This window comes from Candidatus Hydrogenedentota bacterium (assembly GCA_019637335.1).
Classification (GTDB): Bacteria; Hydrogenedentota; Hydrogenedentia; order Hydrogenedentales; family JAEUWI01; genus JAEUWI01.
Genome location: JAHBVV010000008.1, coordinates 26,575 through 43,294, shown reverse-complemented (window position 1 = coordinate 43,294; position 16,720 = coordinate 26,575). Strand labels below are relative to the sequence as shown.

The 16,720-nt window shown below is 65.1% G+C and carries 17 protein-coding genes; 4 read left to right on the top strand and 13 right to left on the bottom strand.

Annotated elements, in window-relative coordinates; translation table 11 throughout:
- Positions 1-16 precede the first annotated feature (16 nt).
- The 4 genes from KF886_11035 to KF886_11020 all read left to right on the top strand — a co-directional run bounded on the left by KF886_11035 (position 17) and on the right by KF886_11020 (position 2,679).
- The gene (locus tag KF886_11035; GenBank protein ID MBX3177887.1) at positions 17-694 is read left to right on the top strand and encodes a DivIVA domain-containing protein; all 678 of its coding nucleotides are present in this window, start codon (positions 17-19) and stop codon (positions 692-694) included.
- Complete coding sequence (locus KF886_11030) at positions 691-1,488, top strand: outer membrane lipoprotein carrier protein LolA (protein MBX3177886.1); 798 nt, start codon at positions 691-693, stop codon at positions 1,486-1,488. The genes KF886_11035 and KF886_11030 overlap by 4 nt, the downstream gene beginning before the upstream one ends.
- Positions 1,485-2,096 (top strand): septum formation protein Maf, encoded by a 612-nt coding sequence (gene maf, locus KF886_11025; GenBank protein ID MBX3177885.1) that lies wholly within the window; start codon positions 1,485-1,487, stop codon positions 2,094-2,096. Before KF886_11030 ends, maf begins: the two co-directional genes overlap by 4 nt.
- A 226-nt stretch (positions 2,097-2,322) precedes the next feature.
- On the top strand, positions 2,323-2,679 hold the full coding sequence (locus KF886_11020) for a four helix bundle protein (GenBank protein ID MBX3177884.1): 357 nt from the start codon (positions 2,323-2,325) through the stop codon (positions 2,677-2,679).
- A gap of 71 nt (positions 2,680-2,750) precedes the next feature.
- On the opposite strand, the gene ubiE is transcribed toward KF886_11020, so the two are convergent.
- The 13 genes from ubiE to pyrH all read right to left on the bottom strand — a co-directional run bounded on the left by ubiE (position 2,751) and on the right by pyrH (position 16,632).
- Entirely contained in the window at positions 2,751-3,485 is a 735-nt protein-coding gene (gene ubiE / locus KF886_11015; protein MBX3177883.1) for a bifunctional demethylmenaquinone methyltransferase/2-methoxy-6-polyprenyl-1,4-benzoquinol methylase UbiE, read from the bottom strand.
- 110 nt (positions 3,486-3,595) lie between these two features.
- On the bottom strand, positions 3,596-4,414 hold the full coding sequence (menH, locus tag KF886_11010; protein ID MBX3177882.1) for a 2-succinyl-6-hydroxy-2,4-cyclohexadiene-1-carboxylate synthase: 819 nt from the start codon (positions 4,412-4,414) through the stop codon (positions 3,596-3,598).
- 10 nt (positions 4,415-4,424) lie between these two features.
- A complete protein-coding gene (locus KF886_11005; GenBank protein MBX3177881.1) occupies positions 4,425-6,197 on the bottom strand; it encodes a 2-succinyl-5-enolpyruvyl-6-hydroxy-3-cyclohexene-1-carboxylic-acid synthase in 1,773 nt (590 codons plus the stop codon).
- A complete protein-coding gene (locus KF886_11000; protein MBX3177880.1) occupies positions 6,181-7,527 on the bottom strand; it encodes an isochorismate synthase in 1,347 nt (448 codons plus the stop codon). The genes KF886_11005 and KF886_11000 overlap by 17 nt, the downstream gene beginning before the upstream one ends.
- Before the next feature lie 618 nt (positions 7,528-8,145).
- Positions 8,146-8,826 carry an ABC transporter ATP-binding protein gene (locus KF886_10995; GenBank protein ID MBX3177879.1) on the bottom strand — a complete coding sequence of 227 codons (681 nt, stop codon included), beginning with the start codon at positions 8,824-8,826 and terminating at the stop codon, positions 8,146-8,148.
- On the bottom strand, positions 8,819-10,078 hold the full coding sequence (locus KF886_10990; protein MBX3177878.1) for a lipoprotein-releasing ABC transporter permease subunit: 1,260 nt from the start codon (positions 10,076-10,078) through the stop codon (positions 8,819-8,821). The genes KF886_10995 and KF886_10990 overlap by 8 nt, the downstream gene beginning before the upstream one ends.
- Before the next feature lie 18 nt (positions 10,079-10,096).
- Positions 10,097-10,570, bottom strand: coding sequence for a GxxExxY protein (locus KF886_10985; protein ID MBX3177877.1), 474 nt, complete (start codon positions 10,568-10,570; stop codon positions 10,097-10,099).
- A gap of 81 nt (positions 10,571-10,651) precedes the next feature.
- Positions 10,652-12,190 (bottom strand): lysine--tRNA ligase, encoded by a 1,539-nt coding sequence (lysS, locus tag KF886_10980; protein ID MBX3177876.1) that lies wholly within the window; start codon positions 12,188-12,190, stop codon positions 10,652-10,654.
- Between the two features lie 327 nt (positions 12,191-12,517).
- Positions 12,518-13,633, bottom strand: a complete 1,116-nt coding sequence (gene prfB / locus KF886_10975; GenBank protein ID MBX3177875.1) for a peptide chain release factor 2 — start codon at positions 13,631-13,633, stop codon at positions 12,518-12,520.
- Between the two features lie 7 nt (positions 13,634-13,640).
- On the bottom strand, positions 13,641-14,489 hold the full coding sequence (locus tag KF886_10970; GenBank protein ID MBX3177874.1) for a phosphatidate cytidylyltransferase: 849 nt from the start codon (positions 14,487-14,489) through the stop codon (positions 13,641-13,643).
- Entirely contained in the window at positions 14,489-15,226 is a 738-nt protein-coding gene (locus tag KF886_10965; GenBank protein ID MBX3177873.1) for an isoprenyl transferase, read from the bottom strand. The genes KF886_10970 and KF886_10965 overlap by 1 nt, the downstream gene beginning before the upstream one ends.
- A 123-nt stretch (positions 15,227-15,349) precedes the next feature.
- Positions 15,350-15,907 (bottom strand): ribosome recycling factor, encoded by a 558-nt coding sequence (gene frr / locus KF886_10960; protein ID MBX3177872.1) that lies wholly within the window; start codon positions 15,905-15,907, stop codon positions 15,350-15,352.
- A 2-nt stretch (positions 15,908-15,909) separates the two neighbouring features.
- Positions 15,910-16,632 (bottom strand): UMP kinase, encoded by a 723-nt coding sequence (gene pyrH / locus KF886_10955; GenBank protein MBX3177871.1) that lies wholly within the window; start codon positions 16,630-16,632, stop codon positions 15,910-15,912.
- Between the last annotated feature and the right edge of the window lie 88 nt (positions 16,633-16,720).

Below are 16,720 nucleotides of genomic sequence, written 5' to 3'. Positions count from 1 at the left end.
AGAACGGAACCCTCTGATGGAAAAAAACAAGATCATGGACGAGGTGCTCGGGGATACCCCGGCCATTACGGCGAGCGACCTCTACAGCGCCGATTTCAAGACGGCCTTTCGCGGATTCAACAAGGCCGAGGTGGCCGCGTTTCTCGAGCGCGCCGCGGACGCCTTCGAGCGCCTCCAACAGCAGGTCGCCAGCCTGAGGGAAGAGGCCGAGGCCCGCGAAGCCGAACTCGGCGCGCTCCGGGCCATGGAGCACTCCCTGGCCGACGCCCTGGCCGCCGCCCAGCGCATGAGCGACAGCACCATCGAACAGGCCCGCCGCGAAGCCGATCTCATCCGGCGTGAGGCGGAGTTGATTCGCGAGGCCGCCCGGAAAAACGCGCTCGCCGTGCCCGAATCGCTGCGCGAGGAGATCGCCGACCTCCGGGAAAACCGGAAGCGCCTCAAGGCCGACATGCGCGCCGTCCTCAATCTTTACGACGCGCTCCTCCGCGAAAACGGCGACACCCGCTACGAGATGCTCGATGTGCTGCCCGCGGAAGAGGACACGGCGGGGCGGGACGCCGCCCTCGAGGCCCCGGGAGATCGCCAGAACGCCGGACCCCGCGCCTCCGACCACGACGACCACCATGACGGTGGGGGCGACGTGGCCATCATGGAGGACGACCATATGCCCCACCTGGAGAACGATCGATGAATACCGCGCTGCTGCTGCTCGCCGCAATCCTTCCCGCGCAGGCGCCGGACGCCGGCGATTTCGAGGCCTTCTTCGAGACGTTTGCGCAGAAGCGCGCCGAAATCCGCGTCCTGGAGGCCGATATTCAGGAAGAGACCATCCAGTTCGGCGACCGCTCCCTCCGCCATGGCAAGCTGACCTTCGGCAAGCCCCGCCGCATCCTTTTCCGCTACGGCATCGACGAGCCCTCCATTATGATAGACGGCCGACGCGTCTACGATTTCGATCCGCTCGAGGAGCAGGTCCAGCTCTACGATATCGACGAAAGCCCCGAGTCCAGCATCTTTTTCCTCGGCTTCGATACCGACCCCGCCGCCCTCCGCGAGGCATATGATGTCCGCGTCTTTTCCATGCAGAGCGCCCAGGGAAACCACGGCATCGAAATCCGGCCCTACAAGGAAAACCAGGACCAGGCCCCCTTTCAGGAAGTCACCATTTACCTCCGTGACGACGATTACCTGCCGTACCGCATCGATATCGAGTTCGACGACGACACGCGCATGGTGACCGAGTTCACGAATTACCAGGTCAACCAGCCCCTCGACCCAGCCCAGACCCAGCTTAAGATCCCGGCCGGCACGCGGGTCATCGAGAACGGCGAAGTCACGTTGCGGGAAGTCCCCCCGGGCGGCGTCCTCATGCCGCCGGATCCGCTGGAGACCGGCGCGCCGAAAAATATCGAGTCCCCGGCCCCTGCCCCGGCGGAGGCCGCCGAAACCGGCGCGCTCCAGGTGCGGGAACTGCCCACCCCATGAATAAGCGCCTGATCCTCGCCTCCGGATCGCCACGCCGCCAGAGCCTCCTCCGTGCGCTCGGCGTCGACTTCGACGTCATCACCAGCGATGCCCACGAACCGAACACCGGGGACAGCCCCGCCGAAATCGTGATCAACAACGCGGTCATCAAGCGGGACGACGTCGGCGCGCGCCTCGATCAGCCGGCGATCATCATCGCGGCGGACACCCTGGTCTTCCACCACGAGCATGTGCTCCCAAAGCCCGCCGATTTCGACGACGCCCGCCGGATGCTGCGGATGCTGGCCGGCCACACGCACGAGGTGGTTACGGGGCTCGCGCTGTGCGACACGGAGACCGGCACGCGCATCGAGGGCGCGGAGACCACGCACGTCACCTTCCGCGACCTCTCCGACGAGGAGATCGATCGCTTCGTCTACGTCGTGGAGCCGCTCGACCGTGCCGGCGCCTACACCGTCGACGGGCCCGGCAGCCTCATCGTCCAGCGCTACGAGGGCTGCTACCAGAACGTCCTCGGTTTCCCCATGGTCCGGCTGGACACGCTCCTCCGCCAGCTCGGGGTCTACCTGTTCGACTCGATGGACAAGGACCGCGCGGTGTTCTTGTAGTTGACAGTTGACAGTTGACAGTTCACAGTTCACAGTTCACAGTTCACAGTTCACAGTTCACAGTTGGCGGTTGGCGGTTGGCGGTTGGCGGTTGGCGGTTGGCGGTTGGCGGTTGGCGGTTGGCGGTTGGCGGTTGGCGGTTGGCGGTTGGCGGTTGGCGGTTGGCGGTTTATCATGCAGTTTCGGGGATCTCACAAAGCTGAGATAGTCAAGAAGGAGACGCGGGTTGGAAAAGGAAGGGGCGTTACGGAATCATTCATTTGCGTTCGCCTTGCGCACCGTCAGGCTCTACGAGTATCTATGCAAAGAAAAGCGGGAGTTTGTCCTCAGCAAACAACTGTTGCGTTCCGGTACGGCGATTGGTGCGCTCGTTCGCGAAGCCGAACAGGCGGAGAGCAGAGCGGACTTTGTCCACAAGTTGGCTATCGCACTCAAAGAAGCAAATGAATCCGAGTACTGGCTGGAGCTCTTATACCGGTCGGAATACATTGACGAAAAAGGCTTCGAGTCGATAATTTCCGACTTGAAGGAACTGCTGAAGCTACTCACGGCCATCATCAAGAAGACAAAGTCGAATTCATAATCGGCGCAAAGGATGCCAACCGCCAACCGCCAACCGCCAACCGCCAACCGCCAACTGTCAACTGTCAACTGTCAACTGTCAACTGAACCCCGATCGCCCTGGTAGAGGCTGGCGATGCCAAACGTAAGCGGCGTCGCAGTCACCCCCTCAAAGCCCGCGTCACGCATCAGCTGGCAGAAGTCCTCGCCATACGGAAAGGTCTCCACCGTTTCGTTCAGGTAGCGGTACGCGTAGCTGTCGCCGGAGATCAGCGCCCCGATACGCGGCAGGATATTCCGGAAGTAAGACAGGTACATGGCGCGGAAGAGGCGGTTCGACGGCAGGGAAAACTCCAGAATCAACGCCCTGCCACCCGGCTTGAGGATCCGGCGCATCTCGCGCAGCCCCTGCGCCACGTCGATCACGTTCCGGATGCCGAAGGATATCGTCACCGCGTCGAACTGGCCGGATTCGAGCCCCAGACAAGTCGCATCGCCACGCACAAGCCGGAATTTCCGGTCGAGGCCGAGCCGGATCAGCTTCTCCCGGCCATAATGAAGCATCCCGCCGGACATGTCGAGCCCCACGCCCGAGGCTACCTGCGGGCAGGCGCCATTCATCGCGATCAACACATCCGCCGTACCTGTGGCCAGGTCCAGCACCCGCAGCTTCTCCCCCGCGGGCACGCGCCGGTTCAGTTTCCGCCGCCACCGCACATCCGTCCCCATGGATAGCAGGCGGTTGAGCAGGTCATACCGGTGCGCAATCCGGTCAAACATCTTGAACGCCTGCATACGTGAAGGCGGCTGGGGATCGGTATTCGGCACGGCACATTTCCCGGGGCAGCGCCCGCAAGAAGTTGCGGGCAGAGATGGTTCACCCCCTGATCGTATGCCATGGCGGCGGGCCGATCCAAGTTCAGCGCGAATCGCCGAAATTACGGTCCGCCGTTGGGGTGCAGGAACGCGCGAACGACCGTCACGAAGGCCTCGTGGTTTTCGAGGTGGACGTTGTGGCCGCAGCCGGTGAGGATCTCCGTCGCCATCGCGGGACACGCCAGCGCCATGTCCTCCGCGATGATGCGGAACTTGCGGTCGTCCTCGCCGGTGATGGCCAGCGCGGGCGCTTTCAGGGCGTGCAACTCCTCCCACAGGCTCGCTTGCGCGCCGGTGCCCAGGCCCGTGAGAGAGGATCCGACAGCGGCGGGCACACACCGCGTAAGCCGCCGCGCGATCAGGGGCTCCAGCAGTTCCGGGCGGCGCTGGAGCGTCGAAAACAGCGACATCGCATACCATTCCTCCAGAAACGCGCGAAACGCGGCGCCGCCCGGCTCCATCGCGGCGAGGCGCTCCGCCAGGGCGGCGTCCTGGACGGCGCGGCTCGCCCGCTGCGCGGCATCGGCAATCCCCGGAGACGCCGATTCGAGGACCAGCCGCCCCACACGGTCCGGATAGCGCCTCGCCAGGTACAGCGAAATGCGGCCGCCCATGGAATAGCCGGCGACATCGGGGCGGCGCAGGCCCGCGCGCGCGAAGCCCGCAAGCAACGCTTCGGCGCAGGCGTCCAGGCCCATCGTGGTGGGCGTGGCGTCGGGGCCGTGGCCCGGTAGATCAACCGCCAGCACGTGGTGCTCCGGCGCCAGCGCCTCGGCGACCGCCCGCCAATCGCTCGCGTCGCCCAGGAATCCGTGGAGGAATACCACCGGCGGGGCGGGCGGCGCGCCCGCCAGGGAAACAGGAATCAACGGTTGGAACATCGCAACAATCTCACGGTCGCGCCTGCTCCATGGCCTCGCGCAGGCGCGCGCGCAGGTCGAGATGGACGGCGTGCTCGGCGTTGCGACCGAGCGTGACCTCGATCAAAGTGGGGGAGGAGGCCGCCAGGGCAAGGTCCAGCGCCTCGCCAAGCGCTTCCGCGCCAGACGGATTCGCGTACCGCAGGCCAAATTGCGCCGCGGCTTCGCCGAAGCGTAGACCGTGCGGCGTGCCGAAGCAGCGCTCAAACACATCGTGCTCGGCGGCGATCGGCAGGTGATGGAAAATACCGCCGCCGTCGTTGTTCAACACCACCACCACAAGCGGCGGCGATATCGTTCGCAGGAGCGCGAGCGAGTTCAGATCGTGCAACGCGGTCAGATCGCCCACCAGCGCGATGACCGGGCCGCCCGAAGCCGCCGTAAGGCCCGCCGCCGTCGCCAGGTTGCCGTCGATTCCGCTCGCGCCCCGGTTCGCGACAAAGGCGACGCCATCCCGGTCGGGCCAGGCATAGCTGTCGGCGAGCCGCACCGGCATGGAGTTCCCCAGGAATACCGTGGACCCCTCGGGCGCCTGGTTCGCGACGATGCGCGCGGCCCCGATCTCCGTAAGCCCGGTTTGCTGTGCTTCCCAGGCCGCGATCGCCGCGTCGCAGGCGGCGTCGCGCGCGCGCCAGGCCGCCGGCGGCGCTCCGGGCGGGTAACCGGTGAGACACGCGGCAAGCCACGCGCAGAAATCGGCGGGCGCCACGTTGCAGCGCTGCGTCACGATATGGCCCGGGTCGCGGCGCGTGCCCCCGAGGCAAACGCGGAGATACGCCGGCCGCCAGCGCTCCAGCGCCTGCTGGGTGCGCTTCGAGGTCAGTGCGCCACCAATGTGAATCACGAACTCCGGCGTCCAAGCATCGTCGATCGTCTCGTCCAGCAGGATAAGGTCGCCCCAGCGCATCAGGGATCCCGGCGCGCCCGGGCCGCGCAGTCCCGCGCAGACATCCGCCAGTACGGGCCAGCCGAGGGCCTCCGAAAGCGCCCGGGCCGCGGCGCGCTCCGCCGGATCGCGCAGTGCGCCGAAGACAAGCAAGCCGCGCGCGCAGGTCTGGACCCGGTCGAGGATGCCCGCCTGATCGTGATCGGAGAGGCGGGTGGACTCCACGCCGTGCACGGTCCAGGGTGCGGCCGTCTCGCGCCAGCGGGTCAGGCCAGCGCCATTGTGCGGCGGCGCGTCCGGGCCCGCGACCGGCGCCAGGGGCTCGCGAAACATGAAATTAAGGTGCACCGGGCCCGCGTTCCCGCCAACACACCGGGCGACGGCCTGGTCGACCGTCGTCAACACGTACGCCGGATCGATCGCGGGCGTGGGGCAGGGGAGTGTCGCTTCCCAGCGCACATAAGATCCGAAAATCCCCGGCTGCTCGATGGCCTGGTTGGCCCCGCAATCGATCAGCTCCGGCGGGCGGTCCGCGCTCACGATCAGCAGGGGAATCTGGCTCGCGCTGGCCTCGACCGCCGCGGGCAGGTAGTTGGCCACGGCGCTGCCCGACGTGCAGATCAGCACCGCCGGCCGCCCCGACTGGCGCGCGAGGCCCAGCGCGAAAAACGCCGCCCCGCGCTCGTCGAAGTGGACCCAGACGCGCGCGGCGGGATGCCGCGCCGCGCTGATCGACAGCGGCGAATTCCGGGATCCCGGGGAGATCACAAAACCGGCAACGCCGCAGCGGATCAGCTCCTCCACGATCAGGCCGGCCCACTGATAATTGATGTTGGGCGCGTCAGCCGGGGTGGTCATACAGCGCCTCCAGAAAGCTGGCCATCTTGTTTTCGATCTCGTCCCACTCTCCGGCGGCGGAGGACCCCGGCACGATGCCCGCGCCCGAATACAGCGCCAGCGTGCTGCCCTCGATCAGCCCGGACCGGATCCCGACGCAGAATTCGGCGTCATCAAAGCCGACCCAGCCCACCGGCGCCGCGTACACGCCCCGGTCGAAGGGCTCGTTCTCCGCGATCCACGACAGCGCCTGCTCGCGAGGGGAGCCGCCGACCGCCGGCGTCGGGTGCAGCGCCGCAATCAGCGCGGCGTCGGAATCGTGCTCCCGCAGAATGCCTTCCATATAGGTGTAGAGGTGCTGGACCTTCCGCAGGCGCCGCAGCGACGGCGCGGGATCGTGCTTCATCGAAACGCAGAAGCGGTTGAAGTGATCGCGCAGATTCTGGACCACGAACTGGTGCTCGCGCAGCTCCTTCTCGTCGCCCAGCAACTCCCGGCCAAGCGCCTTGTCGAGGGCGTCCGTGCGGCCGCGGGGTCGGGTGCCGGCAAGCGCCTCGCTCTCCAGGTACACGTTCCGCCGGTGGTACAGCCGCTCCGGCGAGGCGCCCAGAAAGGCCCGCGTCGGCGTGGGGTGAAAGCAGAACTCGTACGATCGCTTCGTGTGCCGCAGCAGGCGGCGAAGCATCCCGACGGGGTCCAGCGGAGATTCGCAGTCAAACTGGAACTCCGTCTCCCGCGCCAGCACCACCTTCTGCAAATCGCCCCGATCAAAGGCCTCCAGCGCCTGTTCGACCAGCGCATCCCAGGCGACCCGGTCCGGCAAGTCGGCGCGCCCCACAATCGGCGGCAAGGGGCACGGCAGCGGGGCCTCGGGGAAAACCAGCCCTTGAACGTCCGCCTCGATCGCCTCGTACGCCATCCGGTTCGCTTCGGGCGACCCTGCGACGGCGTTGCACGCCAGCCAGGTCTTCTCGCCCTGGCGCACGATCTCGATGCGCGGCGCGATGAACCGGTACGCGGCGAAGTTGCGCCAGCGGCGGTGGATTTCGTCGGTCTCCCGGAAGCGGAAACCGCCGTAATAGCGCAGCGACGGCCACTCCAGCGAAAGCCGCCGCCGCATCTCCGCGAAGAGCCCCGGCAGGTCGATGGCGCCCTCGGGGACAAGCACATCGGCCTCGCCGATGCCCGCCATCTCGAAGGATCCCTCCCGGCTCGACCAGTAGTAGTGAGTCTGCCCCAACTGCGCCTGAAGCCAGTTCAGCGGGTCCATCGCCTCGATGCGCGCCTCAGCCCGAACCAGCACGCCCGGCGGATCGTCCTGCGATTGCAGCCGCCGCCGCAGGCGCTTCAACAGTTCTTTCGTGGCGTGGCGCGAATTCGCGGCCGCGGCGCCGGGAGACGGGTTAGCGTGCATGGTGAACCTGGATCGGGAGTTACAAACGGAGTACTACTTCAGCCGTCTGAAGTAAGGCGTCCGCCGATACGAGATGCCTTACTTACACGGGATGTATTCGTCATTCCCGCGAACGCGGGAATCCAGTGGGTTTGCGAGGTTAACGTAGCATGGTCTCTGGATCCCCACTTTCGGGGCTGTCGGTTTACTTAACGCACCCTACACTATGGAAGGAATGAGCAGATCCGTCATCCCCGCGAACGCGGGGATCCAGCGACGCGAACGAACATACCTCCGAATTCCACTGGATTCCCGCGTTCGCGGGAATGACGCTGTAAGACAGTAGCACAAACTTGTAGGTTTTGAGCCATCCGCACCAGTTAAACCGACAGCCCCTTTCGTGGGGATGACGGTGTTCGTTCACCGAGAGCCGCCACCGTTAGGTGCGACGAGGGTGACTACTTCAGACGGCTAAAGAATTACCAAACGGAGGCGGCGGGCCGGATTTCGCGCGCGGGCATGGCCGCCCCGCGTATTGTAGGCCCTTGGAAACCGGGCGCGCAAACGAAGCGCGGACTACTTGCGGACCGACGCCACGCCGTCGTGCACGAACACCCAGCGGTGCGCGCGCGCGGCCAGGTTGTCGTCGTGCGTCACCACCACCAGCGTGACCCCGTGCTCCTCGTTGAGTTTCCACAGCAGGTCGATGATGCTGCCGCCCGTGTGCTCGTCGAGGTTGCCGGTCGGCTCGTCGCTCAGCACCACGCCGGGGTTGTTGAAAAGCGCCCGCGCTATGGCCACGCGCTGCTGCTCGCCGCCGCTCAGCTGGCCCGGCTTGTGCGTCATCCGCTCCCCGAGCCCGACCGTCTCCAGCAGCTCCTGGGCGCGCGGGGTGGCGGCCTTGCGCGGCGCGCCCTTGCAGATCGCCGGCATCATCACGTTTTCCAGCGCCGTAAACTCCGGCAGCAGGTGGTAAAACTGGAAAACAAAGCCGATCTCTTCGTTGCGGATCCGGTTGATCTCCGCCCGGCCCATCCCGGAAAGCGGGTTGCCCCGGTACAGGATCTCGCCGCCCGTGGGACGGTCGAGCGTGCCCATGATGTGCAGCAGCGTGCTCTTGCCCACGCCCGACGGGCCGCTGATCGCCAGGATCTCGCCCTGGCGGACCTCCAGGTCGACGCCGGTGAGAATCTTCAGCTCCCGGTTGCCGTCGTGGTAGTGCTTCTGAATCTTCTGGCACTCAAGTACGTTACTCATGGCGCAGGGCATCCACGGGGGTCAGGCGCGAGGCGCTCCAGGCGGGATAAAGGGTCGAGATAAAGCTCAGCACGACCGCGCTGATCGTGATCCAGGCCACGTCGTACGGCATGATCTTGCTCGGGATGCGGTCGTAGTAGTAAATGGTGCTGTTGAAGAGTTCTACGTCGAGAATCCACGCCACCACTTCCGCGATCGGGTTGATGTAGTAGGCGAAGATCGTGCCAAGAATTACCCCGGCGAAGGTGCCGCCGAGGCCGATCAACAGGCCCTCGATGATGAACAGGCCCATCACCGACCCGCTGCTCACCCCGAGCGTCCGCAAAATGCCGATGTCTCGCTGTTTCTCCAGCACAATCATGATCAGCGTGCTCGTGATGTTGAAGGCCGCCACCAGGATGATGAACGCCAGGATGATGAACATCGCGACCTTCTCCTGTTCGAGCGCGAGAAAGAACTCCTGCTGGCTTTCGAACCAGGTCTCCCCGTAATACGGCAGCGGGGAATCCTCGATCGCCATCTTGACCCGGTCGGCAAGGTTCGGATTCGTCAGCTTGCAGCGGATGCTGTCGACACCGCTGCGCCCCGTGAGCTTCGCCGCCGTCGCCAGGTTGACGTAGGCGTAGACCATGTCGATATCCGACATCTTCGCCTCCGAGATCCCGCTGACCGTCAGCGAAAGCCCGGACCCGCCGCGCGGGCCGAACGGCGACAGCTTGGGCTTGGCGGTATACACGAAAATATCGTCCCCCACGTAGGCGCCCAGCCGCCGCGCGAGCCGGTACCCGAGCACAATCTCCTTGTCACCGGGCAGATCGCCAACGCCGTAGAGGCGCCCGTCGTTCGTCGTGAGGTTCTCCTCCAGATCCGTGACCCGGCTCTCCAATTCCGGATCAACCCCGAGGATGATGCCGCCCGTCGTCAGGTCCACGCCGTGCTGGAATAGCGCCTCGGTCACGACCACCGGCGCCGCGGCCACGATATGCGGGCTGACCTCCTGGATAGCCGCAATAGCCTGCTCGTAGTCGAGGATGCTCTGGTTGCGCGGCAATCCCAGGTCCAGGTGCGACCGGTTCCCGATAATCGTGTCGCGCAGCGCCTCGTCGAAGCCGGTCATCACGCTCATCACCACGATCAGCGCCATAACGCCCACGCACACACCGGCCACCGAGATGATCGTGATCAGCGAAACAAAGCGGTTCTTCCGCTTGCCCCGCAGGTAGCGCAGGGCCACAAAAAGTTCAAAGGGCACGGCGTCTGTAACTCCCGGTCACGGCGCGGGCTTCGCGGGCCCGACAATTCGCCGGAACTCGAAGCGCTGCAAACCAAAATTCAATGTCAGCCCCCGGCGGTAGCCCGTGGCCTTCAGGTGGTTAATCAATTCCAGGTCATCCGGCTTGTCCAGCGCATCCACCGTCTTGACGATGGCCAGGATGTCGCCGTGGCACACGAAATCGGCCTGGAAGCCGCTGTCAATCGCGTGGCCCCGGTAGCGTACATGGACCGGCACATTCCTCGCAAAGGGGATGCCCCGCTCCTCGCACTCAATGGCCAGCGCGTCGCGGTACACCCCCGGCACATAGCCGTGGCCCAGCTCGCCATACACCGCCATCCCCGCCGCCACCACCTGCTCGATCTCGGGATCCGCAGCCGCCAGCTGCCGAAGGATCTCCTCTTCCGAGCGCGCCGATCCAAACACACGGCCCAGTAGCGCGCCCCAATCAAAGTTATCAGGCGAACCCATAGCGCGCTACTCCCGCGGGACTCAGGTCCCTCAGGTCCCTCAGGTCCTTTAGGTCCCTGCTGTCCCTGTAGTCCCTGAAACCTAAACCGTCCGCAACAACGGAAAGAAAATCACCTCGCGTATCGAGGCTGAATCCGTCACAATCATCGCCAGCCGATCGATGCCGATACCCAGGCCCGCCGTCGGCGGCATGCCAACCTCCAGCGACGTAATGAAATCCTCGTCCAGGAACTGCGCCTCGTCGTCGCCGGCCTCGCGCAGGGCCACCTGGGCCTCGAAGCGCTCCCGCTGGTCGATCGGGTCGTTCAGCTCGGAGAAGGCGTTGCCCACCTCCAGGCACGCGATAAACGGCTGGAAACGCTCCGTAAGCGCCTCGTTGTCCCGCTTCTTCTTCGCGAGCGGCGATAGCTCGATCGGGTAGTCGTAAAGGAAGGTCGGCTGCACCAGATGGGGCTGCACCTTCGCCGACATCACCTCGTCCACAATCTTGCCGTAGCCCATGGTCGGGTCCACGTCGACGCCCGCTTCCTTCGCCAGGCGCGCGGCCTCATCGCGGTCGCGCGTGGCCTCCAGGTCGACGCCCGCGTATTCGCGGATGGCGTCGTGGAGCGTCATGCGTCTCCAGGGGCGCTGGATGCTGATCGTGTGCCCCTGGTACGTGAACGTCGTGTCGCCCACCACCTTCTCGATGATGTGCGCCAGCATTTCCTCGGTTTCATCCATCAATCCCAGATAATCCTGGTACGCCACGTAGAGTTCCATCGTGGTGAACTCGGGGTTGTGCCGCGTGTCCACGCCCTCGTTGCGAAAGCACCGGTTGATCTCGAAAACCTTGTCGAACCCGCCCACAATCAGCTTCTTCAGATAAAGCTCCGGCGCCACGCGCAGGTAGAGATCGCGATCATACGTGTTGTGGTGCGTGATAAAGGGCCGCGCCGTCGCGCCGCCCGGGATCGGGTGCAGCATGGGCGTCTCCACTTCGAGATAACCCCGGGACTCCAGCCACGACCGCATGTGCGAGACCACCTGAACGCGCTTCTTGAACGTGTCGATCACCTCCGGGTTCGCCACCATGTCCAGGTAGCGCTGGCGGTAGCGCGTTTCCACGTCCTTGAGCCCGTGGTACTTCTCCGCCGAGGCGCGGAGCGACTTTGTGAGCATCTCGTACCGCTCGGCGAAGATTGTCACCTCGCCGCGGCGGGTGCGCTTGATCGCGCCGGATACCCCGATGAAATCGCCCAGATCGACGTCCTTCAGCGTCTCGAAGACGTCCTCGCCCACCTGCTGGAGGCCGAAAAACACCTGGATGCGCCCGAACTCGTCGCGGATATCCGCGAAGCAGCTCTTGCCCTGGCTGCGGAACGCCACGACGCGGCCGGCCAGGCGCGCCGGGACTTCCGCGGGGTTCTCCTCGGTGGCGTCCTTCTCCGCCGCCTCAAATTCCGCGCGCGCCGCGCCGATGTTGTGGCTGCGGTCAAACGCGTACTTGAACGGGTTGTCGCCCCGCGCCCGGATCCGCTCCATCTTGTCGATGCGGTGCTGGCGCAGCTCCTGCGCCGCCCCGCTTGGCTCCGCCGCGGGCGCCGCGGATCCCGTCTCGATGTCCAGCGCCCGCGCCATGGTCTGCGAGATCACCTTCACCGTCTTCTTCAGGCCGGGGATGTTCGAGTTCTCCGCGATCTTGATCGCCTCGTCCACCATCTTGTCTTCCAGCAGGTGAATAAGGCGGCGATCGTCCGGCGTTATCTTCTCGTCGTCCGCGCTTTCGATCGTTTCCTTGACCCGCTGAAAGAGCTTTTCCAGCTTCTGGAATACCGGGTTGTTCTCATCCATGGCATCGTCTCCTCGCGGCCGTGGCCGCCGTATCTTCGGCAAGGGCGATGGCCCTGATCCCGCCGTGTCGTCCATCTTCGCCCCGGGCCGCCGCGCGCCCGCGACGAAGCCGCGCTAGTTGTTTCGGTTGCGCTTTTCCAGGTTCCAGCGCAGGTACGCGGTAATGAAGGGCTCCAAACCGCCATCCAGCACCTTGGTCACGTTGCCGGTCTCGAAGTTGGTCCGGTGGTCCTTGATCATCTGGTACGGGTGCAACACGTAGCTGCGGATCTGGCTCCCCCAGGCGACATCCTGGTGGCCCTCGCGCTGCGCATCCAGCTCGGCTTCCAGCTTCTTCTGCTCGATATCGTAAAGCTTCGACTTCAGCATCTGCATCGCCACCGCCCGGTTCTGGTGCTGCGAGCGCTCGATCTGGCACGCCACCACAATCCCCGAGGGAAGGTGCGTCAGCCGGACGGCCGAGCTGGTCTTGTTGACCTTCTGGCCGCCCGCGCCGCTGGACCGGTACACGTCCATCTTCACGTCTTCCTCGCGGATCTCGATGTTGATCTCGTCGTCGATCTCCGTGAGCACTTCAATCGCGGAAAACGAGGTGTGCCGCCGCGCCGCCGAGTCGTACGGCGAAATACGCACTAGCCGGTGCACGCCCGCCTCGGACTTCAACGTCCCATACGGGTTGACGCCGGTGATGCGCAGCGTCGCGCTCTTCAACCCGGCCTCGTCGCCTTCCTGGTATTCCAGAAACTCGACGTTGAACTCGTTCCGCTCACAGAAACGCAGCATCATGCGCAGCAGCATCTCCGCCCAGTCGCACGATTCCGTGCCCCCGGCCCCCGGATGAATGCTCAGGATCACCGTCTTCGAGTCGCGCGGGTCCATGAACAGGCTGCTCAGTTCCAGGCGCGCGAGGCGTTCCTGCAGCGCCTCTTGCTGCTCGCGGATCTCCTCCTCGTGGCTCGCGTCATCCTCTTCCGCGGCCATTTCGATCAGCACCTCCAGATCCTCCAGCTCCGTCTTCAGCGCCGCCGGCGCGCTGACGATGCCCTTCAGGGCCTTCAGCTCCTGAACCACCTTCTGCGCCGTGTCCGCGTTGTCCCAGAAGCCCGGCTCCGACATCCGCGCTTCCAGCGCCCCGATTTTGATGTTCGTGTCGTCCACGTTCAGGCAGGCGCGGAGCTCCTCCAGCTTCTTGATATCCTCGCGAACGGCGCTCAACTGCGTTTCATACATACTCGTCTTAGACCTCAACCCGAACGGGCAGCCATACCAACAGGTAATACAACATCGGCGCGGCGAACAGGAACCCGTCGCACCGGTCCAGAATGCCTCCGTGCCCCGGCAAGAGGCGGCCGGAATCCTTCACCCCGGCGTCGCGCTTCATCATCGACTCCACCAGGTCGCCGATCTGCCCCGCAATCGCAAGCAGCGCACCCGCAACCGCATACTCCCACAGCGCCCAGCCCGGGAGCGGCGCGGCGGGCCATGTGGCGTCGATATACCACGCCGCGCAGGAGCCCGCAAGCGCCGCCGCAACGCCACCGACCGCGCCTTCCCACGTCTTGTTCGGGCTGATCGTCGGCGCCAGCTTGCGGCGCCCGAAGGCCCGCCCGATAAAGTACGCGCCCGTATCCGACAGCGCGATAATCGCTATGAGCAGCGTCACGAGACCGGCCCCGAGCGGCCCCTCGATATCGTGGAGCAGCACCAGGTGCGCCGGAAGCCAGCCCACGTAAAACAGCCCCCACAGCGTGACCGAGAGCGCCGGCAAATCCACCTGGCCCCGCAGCACCTGGCCCCACGCCAGCACAATGACGCCGAACACGAGCACCGCGTTGAGCAACTCGTCCGCGATGGAGGCGGACGCAACCATAAGCACGCCGAGCACAATCGCGCCGCTGGGCCACGTCTCAATCTGGCGCGCGCGGGCAATCGCGAAGAATTCCACCAGGCCCAGCGCCACCACCGCCGCCACGAACACCGTAAATGCGGGCCCCAGCGCCTCGATCCACACAAGTGCGAGAACGGCCGGCAGCAACACAATCGCCGTGAGCAGCCGGGTCAACGTGGCGCCCTGATTCGCCTTCATTACGGGCGCCCCCCGAAGCGCCGGTGCCGGTGCTGGTACGCCACAATCGCTTCGCACAGGCAGCCTTCGTCAAAATCGGGCCAGAGCGTGTCGGAAATGATGATCTCCGAATAGGACATCTGCCACAGCATGAAGTTGCTCACGCGGAGTTCGCCGCTCGTGCGGATGAGCAGGTCCACTTCGTTGAGATCGGGCTGATACAGATAGCGCGCGAAGGCGGCCTCGTCGATCTCTTCCGCGCGGAGTTCGCCCGCCTGGACCGCCGCCGCGATACGCCGCGTGGCGTCCACAATTTCCGCGCGCCCGCCATAGTTCAGCGCGATATTCACCGTCATCGCGGTGTTGTCGCGGGTCCGCTCGACACACGAGTCCATGTCCGAAAGCGCCCGCTCCGGAAGCCCCTCGCGGCGCCCCATGAAGCAGATGCGGATGTCGTTTTCGTCCATCTCGTCGATTTCCTGCTGGATGTACTTGCTCAGCAGGCGGAAAAGCGCGCTCACCTCAAACTTCGATCGCCGCCAGTTCTCCGTCGAGAACGCGTACAGGCTCAAGGCGTCAATCCCCAGCTTGCGGCACGTCTCGATCACCGCCCGCACGCTGTTCGCCCCGGCCTCGTGCCCCTCCACGTGCGAAAGCCCCCGCTCGCTCGCCCAGCGCCCGTTCCCATCCATGATGATGGCGATGTGGCGGGGGAGGCGCGCCATGTCGATTCGGCTGTCGAGTTGTATGCCCTGCATGGGTGCGCTCATTCGCTCCAGGATGCGGTCCGCGGAAAAAGAAAACTGCCGCGATCGCGCGCGCGGTCGCGCGCGCATCCGCGGCAGGAATACCTCGTCAGATGGCGGCGGTACAAGACAAACCTAGACTTCCATGATATCGGCCTCTTTGGCCTTGAATATTGCGTCGATCTTCTCGGTGTGCGAATCCGTCAGCTTTTGGACCGCGTCCGTGAGACGGTGCGCGTCGTCCTCGGGAATCTCGCCGTCCTTCTGGAGCTTCTTCAGCGTGTCGATCGCGTGGCGGCGGATGCTCCGGCAAGCCACCTTCGCCTCCTCCACATATTTCCCCGCCACCTTCACCAGATCGCGCCGCCGCTCTTCGTTCAGCGGCGGGATCGGAAGCCGGATCACGTGCCCGTCGTTCGACGGCGTCAGGTCGAGCCCGGACATCATGATCGCCTTCTCGAGGGTCTGCATCTGGCTCTTGTCCCACAAATCGATCACGATAAGGTGCGGGTCGGGCACCGTGACCGTGCCCAGCTGGTTAATCTTCATCTTCGCGCCGTACACCTCCACCTCCACCACTTCCAGCATCCCCGCGTTCGCGCGGCCCGTCCGCAGGCTGCTCATCTCCTGCTGGAATGCCGCCACGCTCTTGTCCATCTTCTCCGTGGCTTCCTGAAGTACTGGGTGTGACACCGTTACTCTCCCTTTACCAGCGTTCCAATCGATTCGCCCCGCAACACTCTGACAACATTTCCCGGCTTCGTCAAGTTGAACACCAGGATGGGCAGCCGGTTTTCCCGGCAAAGCGATATCGCCGTCGCGTCCATCACGCGGAGCTTGTTCGTCAACACCGTCGTGTAGTCGAGCTCGCCATACTTCTTCGCCGACGGATTCTTCACCGGATCGTCGTCGTAGACCCCGTCCACCTTCGTCGCCTTCATCACCAGCTCCGCGCCGATCTCGTTCGCGCGCAGCGCCGCCGCCGTGTCCGTCGTGAAGAAGGGGTTGCCCGTGCCGGCCCCGAAAATCACCACCCGCCCCTTCTCGAGATGACGCGTGGCGCGGCGGCGGATATAGGGCTCGGCGATCGGGCGCATTTCGATGGCGGTCATCACCCGCGTCCGAACCCCGCGCTGCTCCAGCGACGCCTGGATAGCCAGCGCGTTGATCACCGTCGCCAGCATCCCCATATAGTCTCCGGTCGGCTGGTCCAGGCCCGTTTCAACGCCCTGCGCCCCCCGGAAGATGTTGCCGCCGCCAACCACCAGCCCGATCTCCACCCCCATATCCACCACCTCCTTGATCTCGTCGCAGAAGGCGCCCAGCGTGGGAAAATCGATCCCGCCGTTCCCCGAGGCCCCTTCGAGGGCTTCGCCGCTGAGTTTCAGCAGGATTCGCTTGTAGACTGGCGTGGCCAAGTGCGTCCTTCCCGGGTGGCGCGCCGGTTTAGGCCCGGGCGCGCCGCTCTCTGTTCAAACGGCGGGCCGGGCCGCCGCGCGATTGCGG